We start from the raw sequence: 21,093 nt of genomic DNA, 5'->3' as shown, positions 1-21,093 counted from the left end.
AAGAGCATTGCTCCCGTTGGGAGCAATGCTCTTGCGTCTCCCGCCCCTGGGGTGGCAGGAGCGGACCAGCACCGGGGGGCGCTGGACCGTGGGGAAGCGGCCGAGGGCGGACCGCGTCCCGAGGAGGAGAATCACCACGCCTGCCACGCCCCGACGTGTGCGCACGCCGCGCCGCCGAAGCCGCACGCACAGCAGCGTGAGCGCCTGCGCGACAAGAACAAGCGCATGCGACAGCCCAGTTGCCGTATGAACGAAGACGAGTACCTACTCCTCACCCGCGCCGCCACTGTGTGCCACATGAGCGTCGCAAATTTCCTTGCCCACGCCGCACTCCGCGCCGCCCGCGACCTTGATCGCACTGCCGCCGAGGTAGCCGGTGAGCGCGAGATGCTCGCCGAGCTGTTCGCGCTGCGCCGTCACCTCGGCCAGATCGGCAACAACATCAACCAGGTGGCCAAGGCCCTCAACTCCGGTGCCGAGGTCCCCTACGTCCAGTCGGTGCTCGAAGCGGTCCAGCGCTCAGCACGCCGGATCGACTCCTTCACCCAGCGCCACCTCGACTCTGGAACCCGAGCCTGATGGTCCCCGACGTCCACGACATGGGCACGCGCACCATCGGCCTGCTCTATTACCTCTACGGCCCCGGCAGGGCTGAGGAACACATCGACCCGCACCTCGTCGCAGCCTGGGACGATCTGGCCCCCGACCCCGGCCGCGACCCCGACACCACCTACGGAGACCTGCAGCGCCTCCTTGATCAGCCAGTCGAGGCCCTACCGAAGGGCGCCCGACCCGCCAAACACGTATGGCATCTGTCCGTACGCGCCGCCCCGGAGGACCCCATCCTCAGCGACGAGCAGTGGGCAGACATCGCGCGCCGTATGGTCGCCGCCACCGGAATCGCCCCGGCCGGCGATACTGCCGGCTGCCGCTGGGCCGCCGTACGGCACGCGGACGACCACATCCACATCATCGCCACCACCGTCCGCGAGGACGGGCGCCAGGCCCGACTGCGCCAGGACGGCAAACGCGCCCAGACCGAGGCACGCCAGATCGAGATCGACTACGGCTTGCGGCGCCTGAACACCGGTGACGGCACCGCCGCCCAGCGCCCCACCAGCGCCGAACGCCACAAGGCCGAACGCCAGGGCCGCGAGCGCACCGCCCGGGAAGAACTGCGCGAGACCGTGCGCCGTGCGGTCTCCGGCACCCAGAGCGAGGGAGAGTTCTTCGACCGCCTGGCCTCCGCCGGCCTGCTCGTCCACAAGAGGGTCGCACCGTCCGGCGATCTCCTCGGGTACAAGGTCGCGCTGCCCGACGACCGCAACAAGGACGGTGAGCCGGTGTTCTACCCCGGTGCGCGGCTCGCTCCGGACCTGTCCCTGCCCCGGATCCGCGAGCGCTGGACGGCCACGGTGTCCCCCGGCCAGGACGGCGAGGGCGTCACCGCGGATGCTCCGCTGCGCTCGGTGCCCGGGCCCGCTTCCGCACGGCGGGCCGCGACGACCGCCGCGTGGCAGGCGGTGCTGGTGTTCGACGACGGCGACGACGGCGTGATCTCCGCGTCCATCGCGGCGGCCGGCGAGGTCCTCGACGCGCTCGCCAAGACCTCCGCTGCCCACACCCGCAAGCAACTCGGTGACGCGGCAGTGGCGTTCGAGCGGGCTTCCCGTTCTCACGTCCGGGCCGTCCGCGGGCACGACCGCGCCCTGCGCCAGGCCGCCCGCGACCTCGTCCACGGCGGACCGGCGCTCGGCCGCGGGGAGGACGGGGCGAGCACCGCGATGCTGATCGACATGGCGTTCTTCCTCGTCACCGCCGCGGCGGCCTGGCACGGAAAGAAGGAGCACACCCAGCAGGCCGCTGCTGCCCTCCAGGCCGCCGAACACCTGCGCGCCGCCTACCAGGCAGCAGCCGGACATCCCATGGCCGTACTGCACCAGCGGGGCCGTCTCCTGCCCCCCGCGCTGCAGCGGCGGCATGCCGCCGTCCTGCGCGAGGCGGTGCCGGAGCTCGCCGAGCAGGTGCTGGCCGAGGCCGGGTGGCCGGCGCTCGCCTCCACCCTCGCCGACGCCGAAGCGGCCGGCCACGATCCGGCCGGACTCCTCGTGCGGGCCACTGGGCGAAGGGAGTTGGACACCGCGTCCTCCGTCAGTGACGTCCTGGTGTGGCGGCTGCGCCGTCTGGCCGGGCTCCCCGCCGACGCGTCCGCGATGCCGCTCCACCACAGTTCCACCGGCCAGCCGTCGCTTTCGCACACGAACGGCCCCGCAGACACCCGCCAGGACAGTCGTAACCGGGCCCGTGGACATTGAGAGATTTTAGAGTGGAACGACGACAGGGGCATGGTGCACGATCTATGGTGCCCGGCAGGACAAGGACGAGGGGGGACCTCATGTTCGGACGCAATCGCGAACAACGAGAACGGCTCGAAGCCCAGCAGCGGTGGGAGGCGTGGAGTGCGGGGCACGTCGAGCCGGCGCTGGGACCGGCCCACCGGGAGCCGGCGGCCGTGCCAGTCGTGCCGGTCGTGCCGGTCGTGCCGGTCGTGGACGACTTCCTGCCGCCCGACCTGCGCCTGCCGACGCGCGAGGAGCTGGCCGGGATGCTGATGGCCCACGACTTTCCGCTCGTCCTCGACGGCGAGGTCCGCGCCTGCTCCGAGTGCGGCGCGTACCGGAAGTGGATCGTCGCCAGCACTCCCGACGGAGTGTGGCTGCGGTGCCCTGCCGGCCACGAGCAGGTCGAGCCCCGGCTGGACGCGGCCTGGTACAACCGCAACAGCGGGCCCATCAGCGAACAGCACGCCACGTACGAGGAATGCCTGCGCTTCCTCGGCCACTGATTCCGACCCCTGCCACCCGTAACGCCGGAGGAGAGCCCCATGGGGGTCCGGCCGTCAGACCCGTACGACGACCACACCAGGGGTTCACATGCGTATGCGCACCATCGCCACCGGCTTGACCGTTGCCGTCTCCCTCGCTATATCCGGGTGCTCCGGCAGCACCCCCGCAGGCTCCGCCTCCCCCCTCGGGAAGCCGTCGGGGCAGACCAATTCCGGTGCCTCGGCGTCCAGCGCTCCCTTGTCCTCTTCCGTGCTCGCCGGACGGCTCCTCGCCGAGGCCGATCTCGGCCAGGACTACACCCGCAAGCCCGAGAACACCGCCCGTCACGACGACGTGACGGTAATCGGCTGCCCCGCGCTGGAACAGCTCGGCGGTGACGCCGCCACCGGCGGGAGCCTGGACTTCCCGAACAAGGCGAAGGCCACGTTCCTCTACAGCGGGAGCACCGGCTCCGAGATCTCCGAGGAGCTCTACAGCGATAACGCGCAGAAGCTGACCGACGGTACGAAGCGGATCTTCGACGCGATGACCGGCTGCCCCGTCTACCAGGTGGTAGTCGGCAGCAAGCCCATCAAGATCACCACGCAGAAACTCGCCGCCCCCGCTCTGGGCGACCAGTCCTGGAGCCAGCTCCTCACCTTCACCGCCGGTGGGCAGGACAGCATCGTCAAGCAGACCGCCATCCGCACCGGAGCCATCCTGCTGATCGTCTCCGGATCACCGGCCCTGGTCGACTCCCACGTGGAGAAGGCCCTCGCCAAGGCCCACCCCGCCAGCTGACCGCACCGCTGCCTGGCCCCGCCGCTCCTCCAGGACCGGCGGGGCCGACCTGCATGTCGTGGGCCGCCAACCCAGTCGCTCAAGAACACGGGCCCGGCCGCGCCGGTTTACAGCTGCGGCAGCGCCGCGGCGTCCCGGACAGTGATGTGGAGAGCGTGCAGCGGCTGGGTACGTGTGGGGCGGATGACCTCGAAGGTCTGCGCACCCCGGTGCAGCCGGAAGAGAAGCTGGCTGAAGTCGTACCAGCCGAGGTTGATCCACACCGTGCCAGGCAGGTCGAAGCTCTGCCCGCGCTGGAGCGGATCGCCCTGTACCCACACGGCTTCGGTGACCGCCGCCAGGTCCTCGGTGTAGCGAAGGGCGGCGCCGGCGGCGCGGCGCAGCGGGCTGTCGGCCTTCCACCGCCGGGCCAGCAGGGCGATGGCGTCGGGGCGGGTGGGCTGGGCGTCAGGCAGTTCGACCCGGTGGATGTCGATCGCTCCCGCGGTCACCATCTCCACCAACTGGGCTCGCACCGGGAGGGGGATCCAGCGGTCCAGCCCTTCGAACTGCTCGATCATCTCGTCGCGGGGAGCGCGGCCCGCATCCGGGTCGGGCTCGATGGCCGCCAGACGCGCCTGGGCGTCGGAGAGGGCATCACCGCGCTTCCACAGCAGCACCGGCTCTGCCCCCGCCGGCAGGTCGCTGTTCTGGTTGAACTGGAACTGGATTCCGCGCTTGTTGCCCTTGAGGGCCCGCTTCATCCCGGCCATGGGGTCCCGCCCGGACATCATGGCGCCGACGAGCTCTGCCGCGAACTCCCTGTCGGTGCGGTGTACCACCGCCACATCCAGGTCTCCCGGGTCGAGCGCACCCCGGGCGTATGAGCCGAAGACGTACACCTCGTCCACGAGGTCCAACGGGCGCTCGCCGGCATCGAGCCGGTCGAGCATCTCCCGGAGCAGCTCGGTGGCTCGCTCGCGTTTCATTCCGAAGCTCCCGTCCCCGTACCGGCCTCTGCTCGACTCTACGGGTACGGGAGGAACGTACGAGATCCCTCAGACGGGTGAACACCAGGGCCACAGGCCCACATCGCCCTGGCCTGCCGGACACCACGAAGGCCGTGGACAGCCAGAGCAGGGAGGGGCAGCGCACGGGGTTACGCGACAGGCCCGGTTCCCATCTCCTGGTGGAGTGGGAACCGGGCCTGACGGGCTGCCGACGCTTCCTGGAAGTTGGCCACCCCGTGCTCACGGTGGCCCAGACCTACTCGGTGGATCTCTCCAGGCCCCGCGCGGCTCGATACGCCTCGCGCTGCGGGGCGGGCAGCGCGGTCGCGCTGCCGTCGGCGAAGGGGCGCTGGATGCCCAGGAGCCGGTCGCAGTGGACTCGGGCATCGGTGACGCGGTCCTCGCCCGCAAGGTAGACGACGAGATCGACGTGGCTGTCGTACCGGCGTCGGGAGCGGGCGATGACGTGATGGGGTTCGTCGCAGCCGGAGAGCGTGTACCGGTCTCCGGGTTCCAGCAGCCACGCACGGTCCGCGAAGTCGCCATGCCCGCCCATGTCCCAGGCCCTCGCGTGGGCGCGCTGGGCGGGGAGGGTGTACATCTGGCGGAAGGTCTCCTCCTCCGCCCACAGCCGCAGGCAGGCAGGGCACTCTTGAACCCCGGGGCTGGGGACGTCGAGTCGGGCCTCGCCGCAGTACGTCTGGCCGGTGGCGCTGTTGCGGCGGTGCCCGAAGGCGAGGCTTCCGGCGCCCCGCGGAGTCCACAGCAAGCTGTCGTCGCCATGGCACGGCTCGGCCGCAGGCAGGACGAGCGCACCCGCTCGATGGCGCAACGCATCCAGGGTGCGGGTGAGGTGGGCGCAGTTGGCACAGGCGCGTTTCCCCGTGGTGCCGCGAGGGTCGAGGGTCTTGCCGCAGTAGCCGAGAAGGTGTCCGGGGATCGGACGATGGGCGGCTGCGGCTTTGCCTGCCCCTGCTGCGGACCGGGTCTCAGGGTCACCGGGGCGCGGCGGGGTCGTAAGCACCAGGAGTGCCCGCGTACAGCTCTGGCAGGTCTGGTGGGCTGTGTGGTTGCCGATCGGAGCGAGGCCGGGCGGGTGCGTGGCGCACGCCGTCAGTGGATCGGTGTTGTGGAGCATCACGCCGTAGTGGGCGACGCCGTTGGTGCGGCCAATGGAGAGGCGGATCAAGGGGTGCGACAAAAGGCCTCCTGGCGGCGAGAGGTGTGGGCATGCCGAAGGGGCGGCCACGATCCTGGAAGAGCGACGGGCCGCAGTCCGAATCGGGTGAGGCCGGCGGTTGGTCAGCCGGGGAGGCTGAAGGTAAGACGTCCTGCGGCCAGTTCCGGCAGGATCCGGCGCCGGACGGGTACCGGTGAGGCGATCGATGAGGCGAAACTCGCGACCAGGTCGTGCGGGGTGCTGGCACTGAAAGTCGCGCACCACAGGTAGGGGGCGCCGAGGACCGGCTCGGCCCAGGCCTGCCAGCCCATAAGGTCCGGGCGCGGGTCCCCGTCCTGGATGCCTGGCGGCAGCGGCCCCCGGGTGAAGCCCGCCGACAGGCCGGCATCCCAGGCGGTGGTCTCCGGTTGGTCGAAGTCGCGGGGCCAGCCCATGGCCGTCAACGCCGACATGACCACCTCGGGACCGCAGTAGTTGACTGCGGGATCAGTACGGGCCTGGACTGCGAGGAGAAAATCAGCGACGGCCTCGTACGGGGTGCCCGGGGTGAAGTACGCGTTCCACTCCGCCAGGGCGCTGTCGCGGTGGGAGCGGGCAGAGATCTGCCAGGCCACCGGGAGCTCGCCGAGCAGGAAGGCATTGTCAGTACGGATCCACTCGGCGCCGCACAGCCCGTTCGCGCTCAGGAGGAGCAGCGTGCTGCGGGCGGTCGTCCAGCTCGTCCAGCCCGCCTCGGCGAGCGTGTCGCAGATCCGGTCGGCGAGGACGCCGTCATCGCCGGCGAGGTGGCGGGGGGTGACCCAATAGAACGGGTCGGGGGTAGGGGCGGACGGGTAGCGGGAAGAGGGGGAGTTCAGGGGCGCCTCCAAGGCAGTACGGAACGAGTCACTGGTTGCCGGTGGCGCTTCGACGCCGGCGGGACGGCGCTTCGACCGACTCGTGCCACGTCAGGTCCACAGCCACGGCCTGGGGCAGAGGGCCGAGCTGCTCGCCACGTTCGGCGAGGTAGACGACGTGCCGACCGTGCATGTCCACGGTGCCGACGATGCCGCCCACCGTGTGCTCCATAGGGAAGAGCGGGTTGATGGCCAGCCGCAGTGGGGCGCCGCGGTCGAAGGCGGAGAGCCGGTCGATGATCTCGCCGACGGTGAGTTCCGGGTCCAAGGTGTTCTCCTTCATCGTCATAAGGTCTGGCGCGCGGCGCTTATGCCGCAGCAGCGTACGAGGGGTAGTTCAGGGCGAGCGTACGGGCGCGGAGGTAGCGATGACCTCGGCCACAGCTGCGGCTACGACCTGTGCGGGGGTTTCGGTATCGAAGGTGATGCGATACCCGGGGACGGTGGCCGTGCCCGTGACCGCAAGAACCCAGCCGTCGCCCTCGGTGCCGGGGCGGCCTGTGGGGAACCAGCCGAGGTAGAAGCGGCCGTCACGGGAGTTGATGTGCACATCGGCCCGGTCGTCCACGACGAGCTTGAAGTCCTCGTCGGTGAACTGGTCGATCACCATGGCCGGCTGCCCTGGGCCGAGCCTCCAGGTCCGCAGCCTCAGGGCCTCGATCGTGGTGGAGAATCCGGGGTTCGCTGTGTCTACGGTCAACGGCAGACACCTCTCTGACCTGGGGTTTCTTGGGAAGGTGTCTACGTTGACATCCGTTGCGGCGTTGCACCAGTCCTTTGGGAATCTTTCCTGTCTGCCGGAGGCGAACTGCTGTCCGTTGCCCTTGAAGGCAGTCGGCTTGTCAGCCAAGCAAGCCCGACTCCCACTCCCCAGGGCGCTCGGCCGGCTCACCGCCACGGGTGAACCCGGCCGGGGTTCCAGATCAGTCGAGGGCGCTGCCGAGCCCAGTCAGCAGAACACGCTCACACACTCCCGGTCCGTCGACCTGGTCCACGAAGTCGGCGATGAGCGCGAGTGCGCACGTCATCGCTCGCGGTTCACTTTCTGGGACCGGCCCGGCCTGGTCTCGCCAGGCAACCGGGTCACGCCCTTCGAAAACGACCATCACGACTTGGCGCACCATCGGCAGGTCGGATAGCTCCACGACCTCGGCCCACTGGACGACCTTGCCCATTAGCGTCTTGGTGAACCGCTCAGCGATCCGCTGGCCGTCGGGACGGCCAGCGCCGATCTGTACCAGCGCACCGCCGATCAGGAACACCGTCCCCCGCAGGAGCTCTCCCGTCCCGTAGATAGCCGTGGCCGCCGCAATGCGCTCGCTCAGGGCGGGCCACGCACTCTGGTTGTCTGCCGAGCGCAGGATGCTCGCCTGGTCCCACGCCGCCTGAACTGCGCCAACCTTGACCTGCGCACCGTTCATCGTCATGACTGCCGAGCGTAGCCACGCGCACCGGCCCGACGGATGACGTTCGCGAATCAGACCTGAAAGGAGGTCTCCCCACTCAAGGGGGTTTCAACACAGCTTCCAACAGCAGCCGGCTGCGTTTGGTAGCGCACGGACAACCTTCGTTGGCAAAGCGACTGCCTTCCTTGGCAGCGGACAACTGCCCGGTGGCCGCGTGTGTGGGATCTCAATGTCCCGTCTCAGCCGACCTGGGGGGTCTGTACGGTCTCCGGTGTAATTGATGATCAAGGAAGAGACATCAAGTGACTGACACCGTGACCGAGTGTGTGGCCGCCGGCGACCAGGCGGAGCCGTCGTTGGAGACCCCGACGGTCGAGCAGAAGCTCATTGACCAGCTCGTCGAGCAGGCCCGGAGCAAGGGGCTGCGGCTGACTGGCGAGGGCGGGCTGCTGCAGCAGTTGACCAAGACGGTTCTGGAGTCCGCCCTGGAGGGCGAGATCACCGACCATCTCGGCTACGACAAGCACGACCCGGCGGGCAAGGACGGTGGCAACAGCCGCAATGGCACCCGTTCCAAGACCGTGCTGACCGACATCGGCCCGGTCGAGATCGACGTTCCCCGCGACCGCGAGGGGTCCTTCGAGCCGGCCATCGTCAAGAAGCGGCAGCGCCGGCTGACCGGCGTCGACGAGATGGTGCTCTCGCTGTCCGCGAAGGGCCTCACACACGGGGAGATCTCCGCGCACCTGGCCGAGGTCTACGGCGCCAACGTGTCCAAGACGACCATCACCACGATCACCGACAAGGTGATGGACGGCATGGCGGAATGGCAGAACAGGCCGCTTGACCGCGTCTACCCCGTCGTCTTCATTGACGCTATCAACGTGAAGATTCGGGTTCTGTCGACGATCTTGTGATCCGGTGGGGCGGGGTCATCGTGCGAGCAGGACGCGTTTGCGAAGGAGATCGAGGCTGGCCCGGCCGAACATCTGGCGCTTCAGCATCTTCAGCCGGTTGATGTTGCCCTCGACGGCTCCGGAACTGTGCGGCAGGGACATTCCGTTGCGGACGGCGGCGAAGTCGCGGCGGAGGTTGCGGGCAAAGGATGCGAGCGGGGCCAAGGTGTCGTGTTCGGCTCCGGTGATCCAGTCCTCGAGGCGGTCGCCGTGGCGGCCGGTCATCATCGCGGCGAACTTCCTGACATGACCGGTGAGCCGGTCGAGTTCGGAATCACGCTCGCGCAGCCGGTGCAGCTTGTCGGCGTCCTCGTCCCGAAGGTGTTCGGGGTGAGTCATGATCCAGGAGGTGACCTCGCGGACCGACAGAGGTTTTGGACCCGGGTTGGGTGCGTGTCCCCGCTCGGTCCGGTAGCGGCGCAAGTGACGCTGGACGGCCAACTCGCCTCCGGGATAGCCGAGTTTCTGGATCTCGCGGTAGAGCTGTGCGGCGTTTCGGGCGCCTTCGTTCCAACGCCGGTGCAGGTAGCCGACGTACGGGTCGACGACGTGCGCCCGCTGCAGGCTCTTGGCGACGACATCGTCGGCGGAGCGGGCGTTGACCAGCTTGCGGACGGTGGCCTGGTGCAGTCCGAGTTTCCGGCCGATCGCCGCCTTCGACATCCCCTGCTCCCACAGTTCATGGACGGCGGCATGCTGCTCGCGCAGTCGGGTCACGATCTTCAGCTCGTTCAGTGGCTGGACCACCTCGGGCTCTGCTTCCTGGGCCTCGGATGTGTCGGCAGGCCCAGGAGGCGGTTCGGCCAGGCGGGAGCGGTGGGCGTTCACCGTCTTCTCGACGGCCTGGCCGAGGTTGGCCCACAGGTGATAGCGGTCGGCAACCTGTTCGGCCTGCGGCGCCCCGAGCCGTGCGCCCTCCGCGTAACCGCTGGAACGGTCACGGCAGATCACCTTCACCTCAGGGTGGCGGCGGAGCCAGGTAGCCAGGTCCCCGCCCTCCCGGCCGTCGTAGAGGTGAACCGGCCGGTGGGTGGCCATGTCGATCAGCACTGTGCCGTAATGGCGACCCTTGCGGAAGGCGAAGTCATCGACGCCCAGCACCTCCACCTCACCGACCTCCGGCTCGGGCAAGGCCCTGACCAGCCGCAACAGCGTGTCCTTGCCCACGGTGACGCCCACCGCGGCTGCCAGGCGTGCCCCTGCCCGGCCGGCCAGGGCCAGCCCGATCTGATTCAGCACCCCACGCAACAGCGGGGTGTAGCGGCTGTGCGGTGTGGTCAGTCCCGCGATCTGTTCGGCGAACGTCACCGCCGTGCAGACGCGGTTCTCGCAGCGGAAGCGGCGTATGGACAACTCGATCACGACACTGAGCCCGCCCACGGCGACGTCACGCAGCGTGCGTACATACCGGCCGTGCACCCGGGCCGAGCTCTGGCCGCACCGGCAGGACCCGGTCGCATCCCGCACCCGCGTCCTCAGCACTACCCTGTCCGGTCTCCGTTCGACCTCCTCGATCAGTAGCGCGGATAAGTACGGAAACAGCTCCAAGAACACATCACGTGAGCACGCGATGCATGATCGCGAACAGTCGGTGTGGTCCGCTCAACCGTCCGGATCACAAGATCGTCGACAGAACCAAGATTCGCGATGGCCAAGTAGCGAACAGGCCGATCTACGTGGCTCTGGCGGTCACTGCCGAAGGGCACCGGGACATCCTCGGGCTGTGGGCCGGCGACGGCGGCGAAGGCGCGAAACACTGGCTGCGGGTGCTGTCGGAACTGAAGAACAGAGGCGTCGAAGACGTCCTCATGCTGGTCTGCGACGGACTGAAGGGGCTGCCCAACGCGGTCGGCGAAGTCTGGCCCCGTACCGTTGTGCAAACGTGTGTGGTTCACCTCTTGCGGGCGTCGTTCAGGTACGCGGCCCGCCAGGACTGGGACAAAATCGCGAAGGCGTTGAAGCCGGTCTATACCGCGCCGAGCGAGGACGCGGCCACGACGCAGTTCCTGGAGTTCGCCGAGGTCTGGGGGAAGAAGTATCCGGCGATCGTCCGTCTCTGGGAGTCGAGTTGGGCAGAGTTCACGCCTTTCCTCCAGTTTGATGCGGAAATACGTCGCATTGTGTGCACGACCAACAGCATCGAGAGCGTCAACGCCCGCATCCGCAAGGCCGTCCGCTCCCGCGGGCACTTCCCCACGGAGCAGGCCGCCCTCAAATGCGTCTACATGGCCGTCATGAGCCTCGACCCCACCGGCGCCGGCCGCAAACGCTGGACTATGCGCTGGAAGGGTGCGATGAACGCCTTCGACATTGCCTTCGACGGCCGCCTCACTGCAGGTCAACTCTAGCCACACCAAACCCAGTTACACCTTTGACTGGACAGACCCCCCCAGGAACCCATGTTGCTCGGGTTCCTGGGGCCTGCTGGCGTTGGTATTCGGCTATAGGTGGTCCGGTCAGCTGGTGGGCTGGTCGTCCTCGGCCGTGTTGCGGCGCCGGCGTACGGCGAACAGTGCGCCGCCGCCCGCGGCGAGCAGTACTCCTGCTCCGGCCAGCAGCCATCCGGTGGCGTCCGCGCCGGTCTGGGCGAGGGAGCCCGTGGGAGCGGACGAGGATGTGCTGGAGGTGGTCTGCTCCGGGGTCGGGGCCGCGGAGCTGGTGGGCGGCTGGGAGGTGGCCGACGTGCTCGGGGTCGGCTTGCCCGACGGCGTGGACGGCGTGGTGGGGGTCGTCGGGTTCGGTGTCGGGGTGGTGGTGGGCGGCTGGGTCGGCTGTTCCTTCTTGATGTTGGTGAAAGCGGCGGTGGCCGGGGCACCGGGCTTGGCGGTGATCTTTGCCGGGGTGGAGTTCAGCTGGTAGCCGTCGGGGGCCTTGGTCTCCGTGGCGGTGTAGACGGTGCCGGCGCGGGCCGCGACGGGGAGCTTGGTGCTGGCGGTGCCGTCCTTGCCGGTGGTCAGGGTGACGGGCTTGCCGTCGCCGGCGGCGGGGGTGATGTTGATGACGGCGCCGGCGAGCGGCTTGCCGCTGGTCTTGTCGGTCTTGGTGACCGTGAGGTCGGCGGGCTTGAAGTGGTCGATGATCGTGAGCTTCGCGCTCTGGCCGGGGGTGACGATGACGTCCTGGTCCGGTGCGAGGTCGTGGATCGGGCTGCCGGTGGCGGTCTCCTTGAGCCGCCAGACGCCGGGGGTGACGCCTTCGAAGCGAAGGATGCCGTCCGCGTTGGTCTTGCCGGTCAGGGCCTTGGTTCCGTTGAGGGTGTCGAGCAGGGAGAACTCGGCGCCCGCGAGGAGGGCTCCGTCGGGGTCCTTCTTAAGGATCTCGACGGTACCGGGCTGCGGTTCAGGGGCTTCCGCCCAGGCGGCCGGGGCGCTGAGCATGATGCATGCCACGAGGGCCGCCACGGTTGCGGTGATTACGGTCGGGAAGCAGTCGGTGGCACTGGAGTGCATGGAGGGAGTGATCTCCTTGATCGTTATGGCGGTGTGCCAGGGGTGGCGTCACAGGTCGGACGTCAGCGCGAGCGGCCGGCGGTGGGGTGCGCGGAGGGCAGGGTGGGCAGACTCGGGCGGGAGTGTTCGGGCGCCTGGGCGGGAACCCAGACCTGGGTGTAGTGCGTGATGGCGTAGCGGAGACCGGTCAGGTCTGCTCCGTTCCAGGGCGGGGGCCCGTTCTCGTGCCAGTCGCGGATGCGGGCGTAGCCGTCCCATCCGGGGCCGATACCGCGTTCGGCGTCGCGCCGGGCGAAGGTCTGGTGGTCGGCGAAGGAGAGGGAAACCGTGTCCAGGACTCCGCGGTCGGGGTGGAGTACCGCCAGGCGCAGGCCGTCGTATTCCCGGTGCCGGATCGTGCTCTGGAAGTCGATTCGGATGCGCACCGGGGAGTCGGCTGCGGGGGTGCCGTAGTAGGTGTTCCCGACGACCGCGCCGATGGGGAAGGGTGGCTGGAGTTCGGCGAAGAACTCCGTTGCGTGCAGGGACAGGTTGGCTCCAGATCGTGGTCAGCGGCGAGCGGGGGCCGGGCTGGTGCTGGTGCTCCAGCGCGGCACGCTGGTCGTGGCGAGCACCGGCCGGGGTCTGGCTGCTGTGCGGCGGTGCACGTCCAGCGGAGTGGGTGCCGGCGGCGGGGGCGGGACGATCGGCGTGAGCTGGATGTGCGGGCGCAGGGAGGGGAGGATGCCGCTCTGCCAGCGAGGAACGGGTGCCGGGTCGGCTAGGGCGGTGGTAATCGCGGTGACCAGGTGGACCGGGGTGCCGGTGGAGGCGGTGGCGTACCAGCGGGGTCCCTTCGGGCCGCCCCACATGTACCAGCGAGCCTCCAGCGTGGTCAGCTCCTTGGTCTCGTCGAGCCGGCCGGTGACGTACTCCAGGCCGGCCAGGCCGTCGGCGCTCTGGAGTTCCATGACGCCCCAGCGGGGGTGCTGGAGTTCCCAGCCGCCTTTCAGGAGCAGGGCAACGGCGTCGAAGCGGTCGCGCGGCTCCTTGTCGAGGTAGGCGTCGGGGCCCTGGGTGTACGCGGCGGCGAGGGCGGTGGTGAAGGCGGTGACCAGCTCCGTGGGGGTCATGTCGTTGAAGCACACGCCCCAGGCGGGGGCGGCGAAGGCGTCACGGTAGGCCGTGATGCGCCACAGGCCGTCATCGTCGCCTTCGGGGAGGAAGCCGAGTCGGATCTTTCGGTCCGGGGAGGCGACGTACAGGTTGCCAACCTCGTCGTGGTGGCGGTCCCAGCCGAGCTCGAACAGTGGCTGGAGGGCGTCATCGGCGATCCAGGCGCTGCCGGCCAGGTATCGGGGGGTGACGTAGACGTCACCCTCGATCGGTTCAGGTGCGATGTCGGTCAAGGAGCAGTCCAGAAGGAAGGGGTGGGCGGCGGCTACGCGGTCGGCGTGACGGTCATCGTGATGTGGTCGCGGGCGGCCTGGATACGGGCTTCGGCCTGGTCAGCGTCGGGGGCTGTGACCACGAGGAGGCCGACGCGGGCGACATCGACGTCGCCCTCGGGCGGCAGCGTGACCTGCTCACCCGGGGAGAGGATCCAGCTGGCCTGCTCCAGCCAGTCGGTGGCCTCGGCGAACTCCGGGTCGATGCCTCGCTCGACGACGGTGCCGGAGACCTCGGGGTAGAGGAGGGCGACGGCCGCGGCCTGCTGTCGGGTGGGGGTGAGGTCGGGCTGGAGGCCGAGGGCGAGGTCGGCGGCGGCGCGCGGCAGGTCGATGCCGGTGGCGAGCCATACGAGGCGGCCGATCAGGTCGCCGCCGATTCGTCCGTTCACTTCGATGATCCGCGGGCCCGTGGCCGTGAGGCGCATCTCCACGTGCTGGATGCCGGTGGTCAGGCCGAGGGCGGCGACGGCGGCCTGCGCGACCGGTCCGACGCGGCGGAGCAGGGGGTCGGCGGCGTCCACGGTGTGGCCGACTTCTTCGAAGTAGGGGGCGAAGGCGAGCTGCTTACGGGTGACCGCGACCGGCGTGGTGACTCCGCGGTGGGTGACACACTCGACGGATATCTCTTCACCGTCGAGGTACTCCTCGACCAGGACGTCGGTGGACTTACCGCCCCACAGGCTCGCGCCTTCGGTCGCGAACTCGAAGCCGGCGGGCAGTTCTTCGGCGCGGTCGACGCGGATGACGCCGACGCTGCCGGCCTGACCTGCCGGTTTGACGACGACGGGGTAGCCGATGAAGACGGCGGCGAGGGCCGCCTCCAGGAGGTTTGCGGCCTTCATCGACCGGGCGGACGGGACTCGGTGGCGGTCGAAGAGTTCGCGGCTGGTGGCCTTGTCGCGGCATCCGTGGAGGATGTCCGGGCTATCGGTGGCTACCTGCAGGCGCTGGGCGAGGACCGCGGTGTTGACCAGGAGCAACTCGTTCCAGGTGAGCACGGCGGAGATGGGCTGTCGTGCGGCCAGCGCCTCCCCCGCTGCCAGCAGCGCCTCGATGTCGTACGGGTCGGCGACCTCGTGGTCGACGACGAGGGCCTTCTCCCAGGTGAGGGCGGCCGGGGTGATGACGGCGGTGTCGTAAGCGGCGGCGACGGATTCGAGGCAGTAGCCGCGGTACAGCTCATCGTTCGGCGCAACGACCAGGACAACAGGGCGGGACGTGGCAGCGTGAAGGGGCTTGGACGGAGTCAAGAGTTGGGGAGCCTTTCGAAACAGACAGGGAGCGGGGGCTAACGGGGGCGGGGGAAGTTCAGCGGCGCCGGGCGGGGCCTTCGGTGCAGGCGGGAGCGGCAATGCGGGGCGCGGGTGTCACAGCTGTGGGTGGTGGTTGCCTGCGGGACAGGGTCAGGGGGAACACCGTCTCCTTGGCAAGGAGCGACAGCGGTTCCAGCTGGTCTGCTGCCTGGCCCAGTGCGTCTTGGACTTCGAAGGGGAGCGGTCCCTCGTAGAGGGATGGGCCGGTGGTTCCCGCCCAGAGGGATACGGCGCGGAGCAGGTGCTGGATGTCGGCGACGAGGCCGTCGTCGGCCAGCAGGGTCTGGGCCAGGGCGTTGGTCTCGGCGGTGGGCAGGGTGTCGAAGCGGTCGGTGAGCAGGCGTACGAGGCTTCCCGCCGCCGCTGCTTGGTCGGCGTTGAGCGAAGAGATGGCCGAAAGGTGCGGGGGCATAGGTCTCCCAGGTCAGGTGAGCGGGGCTGGGTAGGTCAGGGCTTGTTGGGCGCGGGACTACGGCGGTTGCGCATGGCGGGTTCGTGGCGCAGACGCCAGAAGGCGGCGAGGAGGCCGACGGCCTGGAGGGCGGCGCAGCCGGTCAGGACGTGCCCGAGTGCCGCCGCGGGGGTGAGGGCGACGAGAACTCCGGCGAGCGGGAACGGCAGGAGCATGATCAGGATGGTGATGCTGAGGGTGGCGCCGAAGACCCGCTCGGGGATGAGGTGGGAGCGCAAGGTACGCAGGACAACGGTCATGCCGCCTTCGCCGGCCATCAGTACGGCGGTCAGGACGAGGAACTGGTTGTACGTGCCTGCCTGTGAGACGGCGAGGCCAGCCAGCGCGGCCAGCAGCGCGCTGGCGGTCCCGGCGGGCCACAGGCCGACGCGGTCGATGGCGTAGCGGCAGCAGGCGACCGCGACGAGGGAGGCTGCTGCGGCGGCCGACCAGATCACGCCGACGGCGGCGCTGGAGTAGCCCAGGTGCTGCACGACGATGATCGGGGCGGCGGCCTGGAGCATGCCGGTGGCGATGTTGGAGACGGTGAGTCCGGCGATCAGCCACGCGAGGGCTGGCAGCGAGGCGAGGGTCTTCCATCCGGTGCGCAGTCCGGTGAACGCGGACGCGGCGGCGGGGACGAGGCGGGTTTCTCGGTGCCAGGGGGCTAGGGCGGCGCCCAGGAGGGAAGAGGCGGCGATGGTGATCAGGGTGCCGGTGACTCCGGCCCAGTACAGGAGGAATCCGGCGGCGGCGGGGCCGGCGAGGGTGGCGGTCTGGTCGATGCCCAGGAGGGCCGACTGCACCCGGTGGGCCCGCTCCCCCGCGTCCCTGCTGGCCGCCGCCCCGGCGGTCTCGGCCGCGATGTAGGAGAACTCGGTGGCCACGCCGGTGATGGCGGCGAGCGCCATCACCGTGATCGTCGCTCCCAGACCACCGGCCTGGGTGGGCAGGATGACCGCCGCGGCCAGGACCACCAAGGCGCGCAGCACGGAGGCGATACGGAAGACCCGCTTGGTGCCGTGCCGGTCGACCATCGCTCCGGCCAGGGAGAACGCCGCGAGGCGGGGGATCCACTCCAGCGCGAACGCCAGCCCGGTGAGGGTGGCGGAACGGGTGGTGGCGAGCACGATCAGCGGGATGCCGTACGTGGTCATCGCGAACGCGCCGGCATCGGCAGTACGGGGGAGGTAGATGCGACGCAGCAGGGACAGCTGCGGGAGGAGGGCATGCCGGGGGCCGGCGATCACGAGATCGGAGGTCATCGTCGCTTTCACGCAAGAAGGCGCCCGCCGCGGCGAGCAGAACAGGAAGGGGTCAGCGGCGCGGCGTGCGCGCCTTCGGCGGGGTGTGCGCCGGGTGCGTCGGGCCGAGGGCCTTCGACGGTGTGACCGGGGGGCTCGGCTCGGCTGCGGCTTGGCGGTAGATGGCCAGGTGTGTGTCGAGCTGGCGGAGGAGGTAGCCGCGCTTGATCGTCAGGTGTTCGATGCGGGTGCCGCGGTTGCCGAGGAGGCCCTCGGTCCAGCGGTGGCCGACGGTGTCCTTGCCGGTCAGGGTCTTGGACAGTTCCTTGATGGCACGGGCCACTTCGTCGAGGAGCTGCCGCTGCACGTCATCGACGTTCAGTTCCGTGTTCATCACGGCCGCAACCGTCTCCTGCATGTGGCCGGGCGCATCCTGCATCGCCGTGAAGGCCCAGACGTTGGGATCCATGCCGACCGCGCGGGCCACCTCGCTGGTCCCCAGCGCGGTCACAGCGCCCTCGTACAGTGCGTCGCTCACGCGGCGAGCTCCACCTCGTCCTGGGAGGCTCCGGCCAGCTGGGCGGCCAGGGTCGCCCCGTGGTCGCGGACCCATGACACGAGCGCGGTCCGGAGCCCGTGAAGGGATTCGTAGTCCATCTCGGGGGCGTGCCCGCTGGAACCAGCCGGGGCCGAGCCGAGGAGGGTGAGCGTGGCCTGGACCCGCGTGACGAAGTCGCTGACGTCGCTGGGGTGATGGTGGGTTCGGGCCCAGCGGGCCGCCGTGTCGTAGACCTCGGCCAGCGCCTCTCCCGCCGGCGTGAGGACCAGGCTCGGGATTCCTCCGACGGTAGAGGCCTTCAGCAGGCCCAGCGCGCGCCCGACCGCGGAGGCCTGGCGCAGCTGCCAGCGGGAGAGGCCGGTGAGGGTCCGGCTCAGGAGGTGCCGCTGGAGAGGCCCGTTGTCGTCGATGTCGCTGACGATCCGGATGAGGCCCGGGTGGGACAGGGCGGCCGTGGCCGGTACCAGGGCGGCATCGTGCGTGTCGGCGTTCATCGGGTGCGACCTCCAGTCGCCGCCGCGCCCGCGGGGCGGATCACGGTGGTGGTGTCGGAGAAGAACGGATCACCCGGCTTCCACGTCGCACGGGTCTGGGTCGTCGGCACCGCCGGGATACGCGGCTGAGTGGTGGCCCACATGGCCGGGCGGTCCCGGAGCTGCTCGGGTTCCGGCGCCCACACCGGGTGGCTCGCAGCCTCGGTCAGGGGAGCGCCGGCGGCCCAGGCGGACAGTGCCCGGTAGACCGGAGCAAGATCCCGCCCGGCGGCCGTCAGTTCGACGCGGCTCTCACGGTCCTTGGCTACCAGGAAGTCCTCGGCCAGGCGGTTCAACGGCTCGTAGACGTTGGTCAGGTGCCGGTCGGGCATGGCGGTGGCGGCCAGGGCCTTGGCGCTGGATGTTCCGCGGATGCGCAGCGCCCACAGGATCGGGGTGGCCTGTCGCGGGGCGATCAGCGCGATGGTGTCCTCGACGTCCTGCGCGCGGGGCACCGCCTTGGGCACCTTGTGACCAGTCGCCGGATCCAGCACCGTCTCCTTCTCCAGGTGCCGGCCACCCCAGGTAGCGATCACTCCGAGGACCGGCAGCAGTTCGCGGCCTCGGACGGACAGGCCGTACAGCACGTCGTGGGACTCGAACTCGGTTCGTTCGAGGAGTCCGGAGTCGACGAGCTTGCCGAGCCTGGGGTGGAGCTGGCCGTCGGGGAGCCAGGGCAGTGCGCTCTTGATCTCCCGGTAGCGCAGCGGCTTCTCGGACATGGTCAGCAGCACCCAGATGTTCCACCGCGGGGCCAGCATCTGCAGGCTCTGGGTGACGCGGGACAGGTCGGACGATATGGATTCGGGCAGGCCGGTGGTAGCCAAAAGGGTGCTCCTGGAACGTGGTTAAAGGGGTTCAGCGGGCGCGGGAGGCCGGGACAGCGGCCGGGACCGGTGGTGTGACCGGGGCGGCCGGTGTGGTCTCCGGCGCGGGGGTGCGGTGCAGGCTCTGGAGCACAGCGGTGACGTGCTGGGCCTGGGTGTCGCGGACGGCGACGGCTTCACCGATACGGCGGGCGCAGTCGTGGATGTGCCCGGCGGTGTAGCGGCTGGTCTCACGCTCGGGTTGCGTCAGCTGCCGCAATCGCTCGAGCTGGAAGTCGAGGTCGCGTTCCGCGAACTCCACGGCGGCGTGCGCGGACAGGAGCGCGGAGAGCATGTTCGGGTGGCTGGTGGAATCGGCGTGGGCCTTGAGTTCCGCGCGCGGGCGGCCGTAGAGGGCTTCGATGTGCTCGGCGATCAACCGGGAAGTGTCGTGGGGCAATCAGTGGCCTCTCGCACCGTGGGCCGCAGGGTCCGCCGCGAGCGGCGGCACCCTGGGTGCGGCACTGGTGGTGATCTTGTGATGGTTGAACCGCACCCGGCTCTCCGGCCGTGGCGAACCCGGCGGGGGCATGCTCCGAAGGAGTTGGTCCAGGGCGGTGACGTACTGGGTGCGGGCGGACAGGGCAGCGTCCATCCATTGCGAGTCGAAGCGCAGTTCGGAGGCAGACAGCGTGCTCATGTCCGCGCCAGGGGCCGTGTATTGGTGCACGCGGTCACGGACGCGGGCGACCTGTTCCTCGGCGAGGGCCAGGAACGATCGCAGCTCCAGCGCGCGCTGCTCGGCCGGCGTGGCCGATCCGGCTGCCGCGCCGGCGTAGAGCTGGGCCAGGGGGGCACCGAAGACCTCTTCGAGGTGCGTATCCTGGCTGGGCGGCTTGGTCGAGGTGCTCATCGTATGCCTCCCCTGACCGGGACGGAGGGCAGTGTGGCCGGGCGGGCGACGGGCGTGGTCTCGATGGCGGGTCCCGTGCGGACGGTCCCGCGCCAGGGTCCCGGCGTACGTCGGCCCGGGGCGTTGTCGTCGAGGAGGTGGCGGACGACCATGGCGCGGCCGTCCCGTACGGCGACCAGCGTGTTCACGCGGTCGGCGAGGGCCATCACCGGGTCATCGAGCTCACCGACGGGCGCTTGGTGGAGGGCGAGCACGAGGTCGTCCTCGGCCCGGGACAGCAGCCCTTGGGCTTCTTCGAGGTGTCCGTACCAGCGGACCACGGTCGTCGCATCGGGATTCGCCTCAGGGGCGGTCGTTACGGCAGCGCGCAGCTGGTGGAGAGGTATCTGGAAGCGGGCTTCGATCTGCTGGGTGAAGGCGGCCAGCACGTCGTCAAGTTCTTCGGGCATGGCGAACTCCTCTCCATGAGGGCATGGGGCGACAAGGTGAAAGGTGGGAGACGGCCCGAAGTTGTGCGGTGGGCCCAGTTCCTAGGGTCCGGAGAATCCCCGGTTTGGCTGACCGGGGATGTGCTGCTATGTTCCGGCGCGCCCAGCCTCAACGCGCCCGGCCGCGGACTTGCGGCGGAGCGATCGGTGGGGCGGTGATGCTGGTGGTTCGGGTGGACGGCGCGGCCGGCGGAAGGGGGCTGGAACGGTCTTCCATCCAGCCCACGGCGGCCTCGTAGGTCTCGAAGGCACCCTCGCGCAGCGTGTGGGTGTAGGTATCGAGGTCGGCTTGCTCCAGCAGAACCCGGAACGGCTTCTCCACCCGCTCGTCCAGCGCACGCAGGAGCACGGTGGTCTCGGGCTTGGCCGAGGTGTCGTCGGTGTAGCTGTGGAGCAGGGCGAAGCGGTCACCGTCGCCCGCGAGCCGCTGCTGCAGGGCCACGGTGGTGGTGTCGGCGGGCTGGGTGCCCATGCCCGGCGGCAAGGCGATGGCCTCCGCCGGGCAGCCGCGCTTGATGAGCCAGGACTGGGCCATCGCCGGAAGAGGCAGCCTGGCGTACTCGAAGCTGTACGACTTGGCTGCGATGTCACGTTCGAGGCGTAGTGCGATGAGCTGCGGTTCCCCGGGGATTCCCCACGTGACGGCGCCGTTGTGGATCACGTAGAAGCTTCGTCGGCCGTCGGTACTGTGGTGGGAGGCAAGCGTGGTCATCGAGTCGCTCTCCGAGTCGATGTGATCCCAGAAGGCCTCCTCCACGGTGTCGTTGACAGGCTCGAAGCCGACAAGGCGGAAGTCAGGCCGGTAGTCGGTTCGCGGCATTCAACTCAATTCGTGAGGCAGGGGGATGAGGAGG

General features: G+C 69.6%; 24 protein-coding genes and 2 pseudogenes. 6 read left to right on the top strand and 20 right to left on the bottom strand.

All coding sequences use genetic code 11. The features are described from left to right. Positions 1-51 precede the first annotated feature (51 nt). The 4 genes from ACLLJJ_RS28140 (at position 52) to ACLLJJ_RS28125 (ending at position 3,626) form a co-directional block, all read left to right on the top strand. On the top strand, positions 52-579 hold the full coding sequence (locus ACLLJJ_RS28140) for a plasmid mobilization protein (protein WP_434596551.1): 528 nt from the start codon (positions 52-54) through the stop codon (positions 577-579). Next, positions 579-2,315 carry a relaxase/mobilization nuclease domain-containing protein gene (locus ACLLJJ_RS28135; RefSeq protein WP_267838909.1) on the top strand — a complete coding sequence of 579 codons (1,737 nt, stop codon included), beginning with the start codon at positions 579-581 and terminating at the stop codon, positions 2,313-2,315. The genes ACLLJJ_RS28140 and ACLLJJ_RS28135 overlap by 1 nt, the downstream gene beginning before the upstream one ends. An 80-nt stretch (positions 2,316-2,395) precedes the next feature. Beyond that, on the top strand, positions 2,396-2,845 hold the full coding sequence (locus ACLLJJ_RS28130) for a hypothetical protein (RefSeq protein WP_422464768.1): 450 nt from the start codon (positions 2,396-2,398) through the stop codon (positions 2,843-2,845). Between the two features lie 238 nt (positions 2,846-3,083). Then, complete coding sequence (locus ACLLJJ_RS28125; RefSeq protein ID WP_324290103.1) at positions 3,084-3,626, top strand: hypothetical protein; 543 nt, start codon at positions 3,084-3,086, stop codon at positions 3,624-3,626. A 107-nt stretch (positions 3,627-3,733) separates the two neighbouring features. Here the strand turns inward: ACLLJJ_RS28125 and ACLLJJ_RS28120 are convergent, their stop codons facing one another. The 6 genes from ACLLJJ_RS28120 to ACLLJJ_RS28095 form a co-directional block, all read right to left on the bottom strand. Next, positions 3,734-4,594 (bottom strand): nucleotidyltransferase domain-containing protein, encoded by an 861-nt coding sequence (locus ACLLJJ_RS28120; RefSeq protein WP_434596547.1) that lies wholly within the window; start codon positions 4,592-4,594, stop codon positions 3,734-3,736. Between the two features lie 277 nt (positions 4,595-4,871). Further along, positions 4,872-5,816, bottom strand: coding sequence for a hypothetical protein (locus ACLLJJ_RS28115; RefSeq protein WP_267838913.1), 945 nt, complete (start codon positions 5,814-5,816; stop codon positions 4,872-4,874). Between the two features lie 101 nt (positions 5,817-5,917). After that, a complete protein-coding gene (locus tag ACLLJJ_RS28110) occupies positions 5,918-6,664 on the bottom strand; it encodes a DUF317 domain-containing protein (protein WP_434596544.1) in 747 nt (248 codons plus the stop codon). A gap of 16 nt (positions 6,665-6,680) precedes the next feature. Further along, positions 6,681-6,974 carry a hypothetical protein gene (locus tag ACLLJJ_RS28105; protein WP_267838915.1) on the bottom strand — a complete coding sequence of 98 codons (294 nt, stop codon included), beginning with the start codon at positions 6,972-6,974 and terminating at the stop codon, positions 6,681-6,683. Between the two features lie 54 nt (positions 6,975-7,028). After that, complete coding sequence (locus tag ACLLJJ_RS28100) at positions 7,029-7,391, bottom strand: DUF317 domain-containing protein (RefSeq protein ID WP_267838916.1); 363 nt, start codon at positions 7,389-7,391, stop codon at positions 7,029-7,031. A gap of 223 nt (positions 7,392-7,614) precedes the next feature. Then, entirely contained in the window at positions 7,615-8,118 is a 504-nt protein-coding gene (locus ACLLJJ_RS28095) for a hypothetical protein (protein WP_267838917.1), read from the bottom strand. 335 nt (positions 8,119-8,453) lie between these two features. Between ACLLJJ_RS28095 and ACLLJJ_RS28090 the strand changes: the two are divergent. Then, positions 8,454-8,993 (top strand): annotated as a pseudogene (locus tag ACLLJJ_RS28090) (transposase); the annotation flags it as partial. 36 nt (positions 8,994-9,029) lie between these two features. On the opposite strand, the gene ACLLJJ_RS28085 reads toward ACLLJJ_RS28090, so the two are convergent. Next, positions 9,030-10,520: an ISL3 family transposase gene (locus ACLLJJ_RS28085; protein WP_434596543.1), complete on the bottom strand. Its 1,491-nt coding sequence runs from the start codon at positions 10,518-10,520 to the stop codon at positions 9,030-9,032. 170 nt (positions 10,521-10,690) lie between these two features. On the opposite strand from ACLLJJ_RS28085, the pseudogene ACLLJJ_RS28080 reads away from it, so the two are divergent. Next, positions 10,691-11,401, top strand: a pseudogene (locus tag ACLLJJ_RS28080) (IS256 family transposase); the annotation flags it as partial. Between the two features lie 108 nt (positions 11,402-11,509). On the opposite strand, the gene ACLLJJ_RS28075 reads toward ACLLJJ_RS28080, so the two are convergent. The 13 genes from ACLLJJ_RS28075 to ACLLJJ_RS28015 form a co-directional block, all read right to left on the bottom strand. Continuing rightward, positions 11,510-12,502, bottom strand: a complete 993-nt coding sequence (locus ACLLJJ_RS28075; protein ID WP_434596540.1) for a SpaA isopeptide-forming pilin-related protein — start codon at positions 12,500-12,502, stop codon at positions 11,510-11,512. Between the two features lie 62 nt (positions 12,503-12,564). Beyond that, a complete protein-coding gene (locus ACLLJJ_RS28070) occupies positions 12,565-12,927 on the bottom strand; it encodes a hypothetical protein (RefSeq protein WP_267838926.1) in 363 nt (120 codons plus the stop codon). A 123-nt stretch (positions 12,928-13,050) separates the two neighbouring features. Continuing rightward, positions 13,051-13,890, bottom strand: coding sequence for a DUF317 domain-containing protein (locus ACLLJJ_RS28065; protein ID WP_434596538.1), 840 nt, complete (start codon positions 13,888-13,890; stop codon positions 13,051-13,053). 32 nt (positions 13,891-13,922) lie between these two features. Continuing rightward, positions 13,923-15,182 (bottom strand): ATP-grasp domain-containing protein, encoded by a 1,260-nt coding sequence (locus ACLLJJ_RS28060; RefSeq protein ID WP_434596536.1) that lies wholly within the window; start codon positions 15,180-15,182, stop codon positions 13,923-13,925. A 58-nt stretch (positions 15,183-15,240) separates the two neighbouring features. After that, entirely contained in the window at positions 15,241-15,657 is a 417-nt protein-coding gene (locus ACLLJJ_RS28055; protein WP_267838929.1) for a hypothetical protein, read from the bottom strand. 35 nt (positions 15,658-15,692) lie between these two features. Then, positions 15,693-16,961 (bottom strand): MFS transporter, encoded by a 1,269-nt coding sequence (locus tag ACLLJJ_RS28050; RefSeq protein ID WP_434596534.1) that lies wholly within the window; start codon positions 16,959-16,961, stop codon positions 15,693-15,695. Positions 16,962-17,013: 52 nt separating this feature from the next. Continuing rightward, positions 17,014-17,478, bottom strand: coding sequence for a hypothetical protein (locus tag ACLLJJ_RS28045; RefSeq protein WP_434596532.1), 465 nt, complete (start codon positions 17,476-17,478; stop codon positions 17,014-17,016). Next, positions 17,475-17,993: a hypothetical protein gene (locus ACLLJJ_RS28040; RefSeq protein WP_434596529.1), complete on the bottom strand. Its 519-nt coding sequence runs from the start codon at positions 17,991-17,993 to the stop codon at positions 17,475-17,477. The genes ACLLJJ_RS28045 and ACLLJJ_RS28040 overlap by 4 nt, the downstream gene beginning before the upstream one ends. After that, positions 17,990-18,859: a winged helix-turn-helix transcriptional regulator gene (locus tag ACLLJJ_RS28035; protein WP_434596527.1), complete on the bottom strand. Its 870-nt coding sequence runs from the start codon at positions 18,857-18,859 to the stop codon at positions 17,990-17,992. The genes ACLLJJ_RS28040 and ACLLJJ_RS28035 overlap by 4 nt, the downstream gene beginning before the upstream one ends. A 31-nt stretch (positions 18,860-18,890) precedes the next feature. After that, the gene (locus ACLLJJ_RS28030; RefSeq protein ID WP_434596524.1) at positions 18,891-19,277 is read right to left on the bottom strand and encodes a hypothetical protein; all 387 of its coding nucleotides are present in this window, start codon (positions 19,275-19,277) and stop codon (positions 18,891-18,893) included. 21 nt (positions 19,278-19,298) lie between these two features. After that, the gene (locus tag ACLLJJ_RS28025; RefSeq protein ID WP_434596522.1) at positions 19,299-19,751 is read right to left on the bottom strand and encodes a hypothetical protein; all 453 of its coding nucleotides are present in this window, start codon (positions 19,749-19,751) and stop codon (positions 19,299-19,301) included. Then, positions 19,748-20,200 carry a hypothetical protein gene (locus ACLLJJ_RS28020; protein WP_434596520.1) on the bottom strand — a complete coding sequence of 151 codons (453 nt, stop codon included), beginning with the start codon at positions 20,198-20,200 and terminating at the stop codon, positions 19,748-19,750. Before ACLLJJ_RS28020 ends, ACLLJJ_RS28025 begins: the two co-directional genes overlap by 4 nt. 148 nt (positions 20,201-20,348) lie before the next feature. Then, positions 20,349-21,059 (bottom strand): hypothetical protein, encoded by a 711-nt coding sequence (locus ACLLJJ_RS28015; protein ID WP_434596518.1) that lies wholly within the window; start codon positions 21,057-21,059, stop codon positions 20,349-20,351. Between the last annotated feature and the right edge of the window lie 34 nt (positions 21,060-21,093).

Source organism: Streptomyces sp. A5-4 (genome assembly GCF_051131715.1).
Taxonomy (GTDB): domain Bacteria; phylum Actinomycetota; class Actinomycetes; order Streptomycetales; family Streptomycetaceae; genus Streptomyces.
The sequence above is the reverse complement of the archived record's forward strand: the minus strand, read 5'-3'. Positions and strand labels throughout refer to the sequence as shown.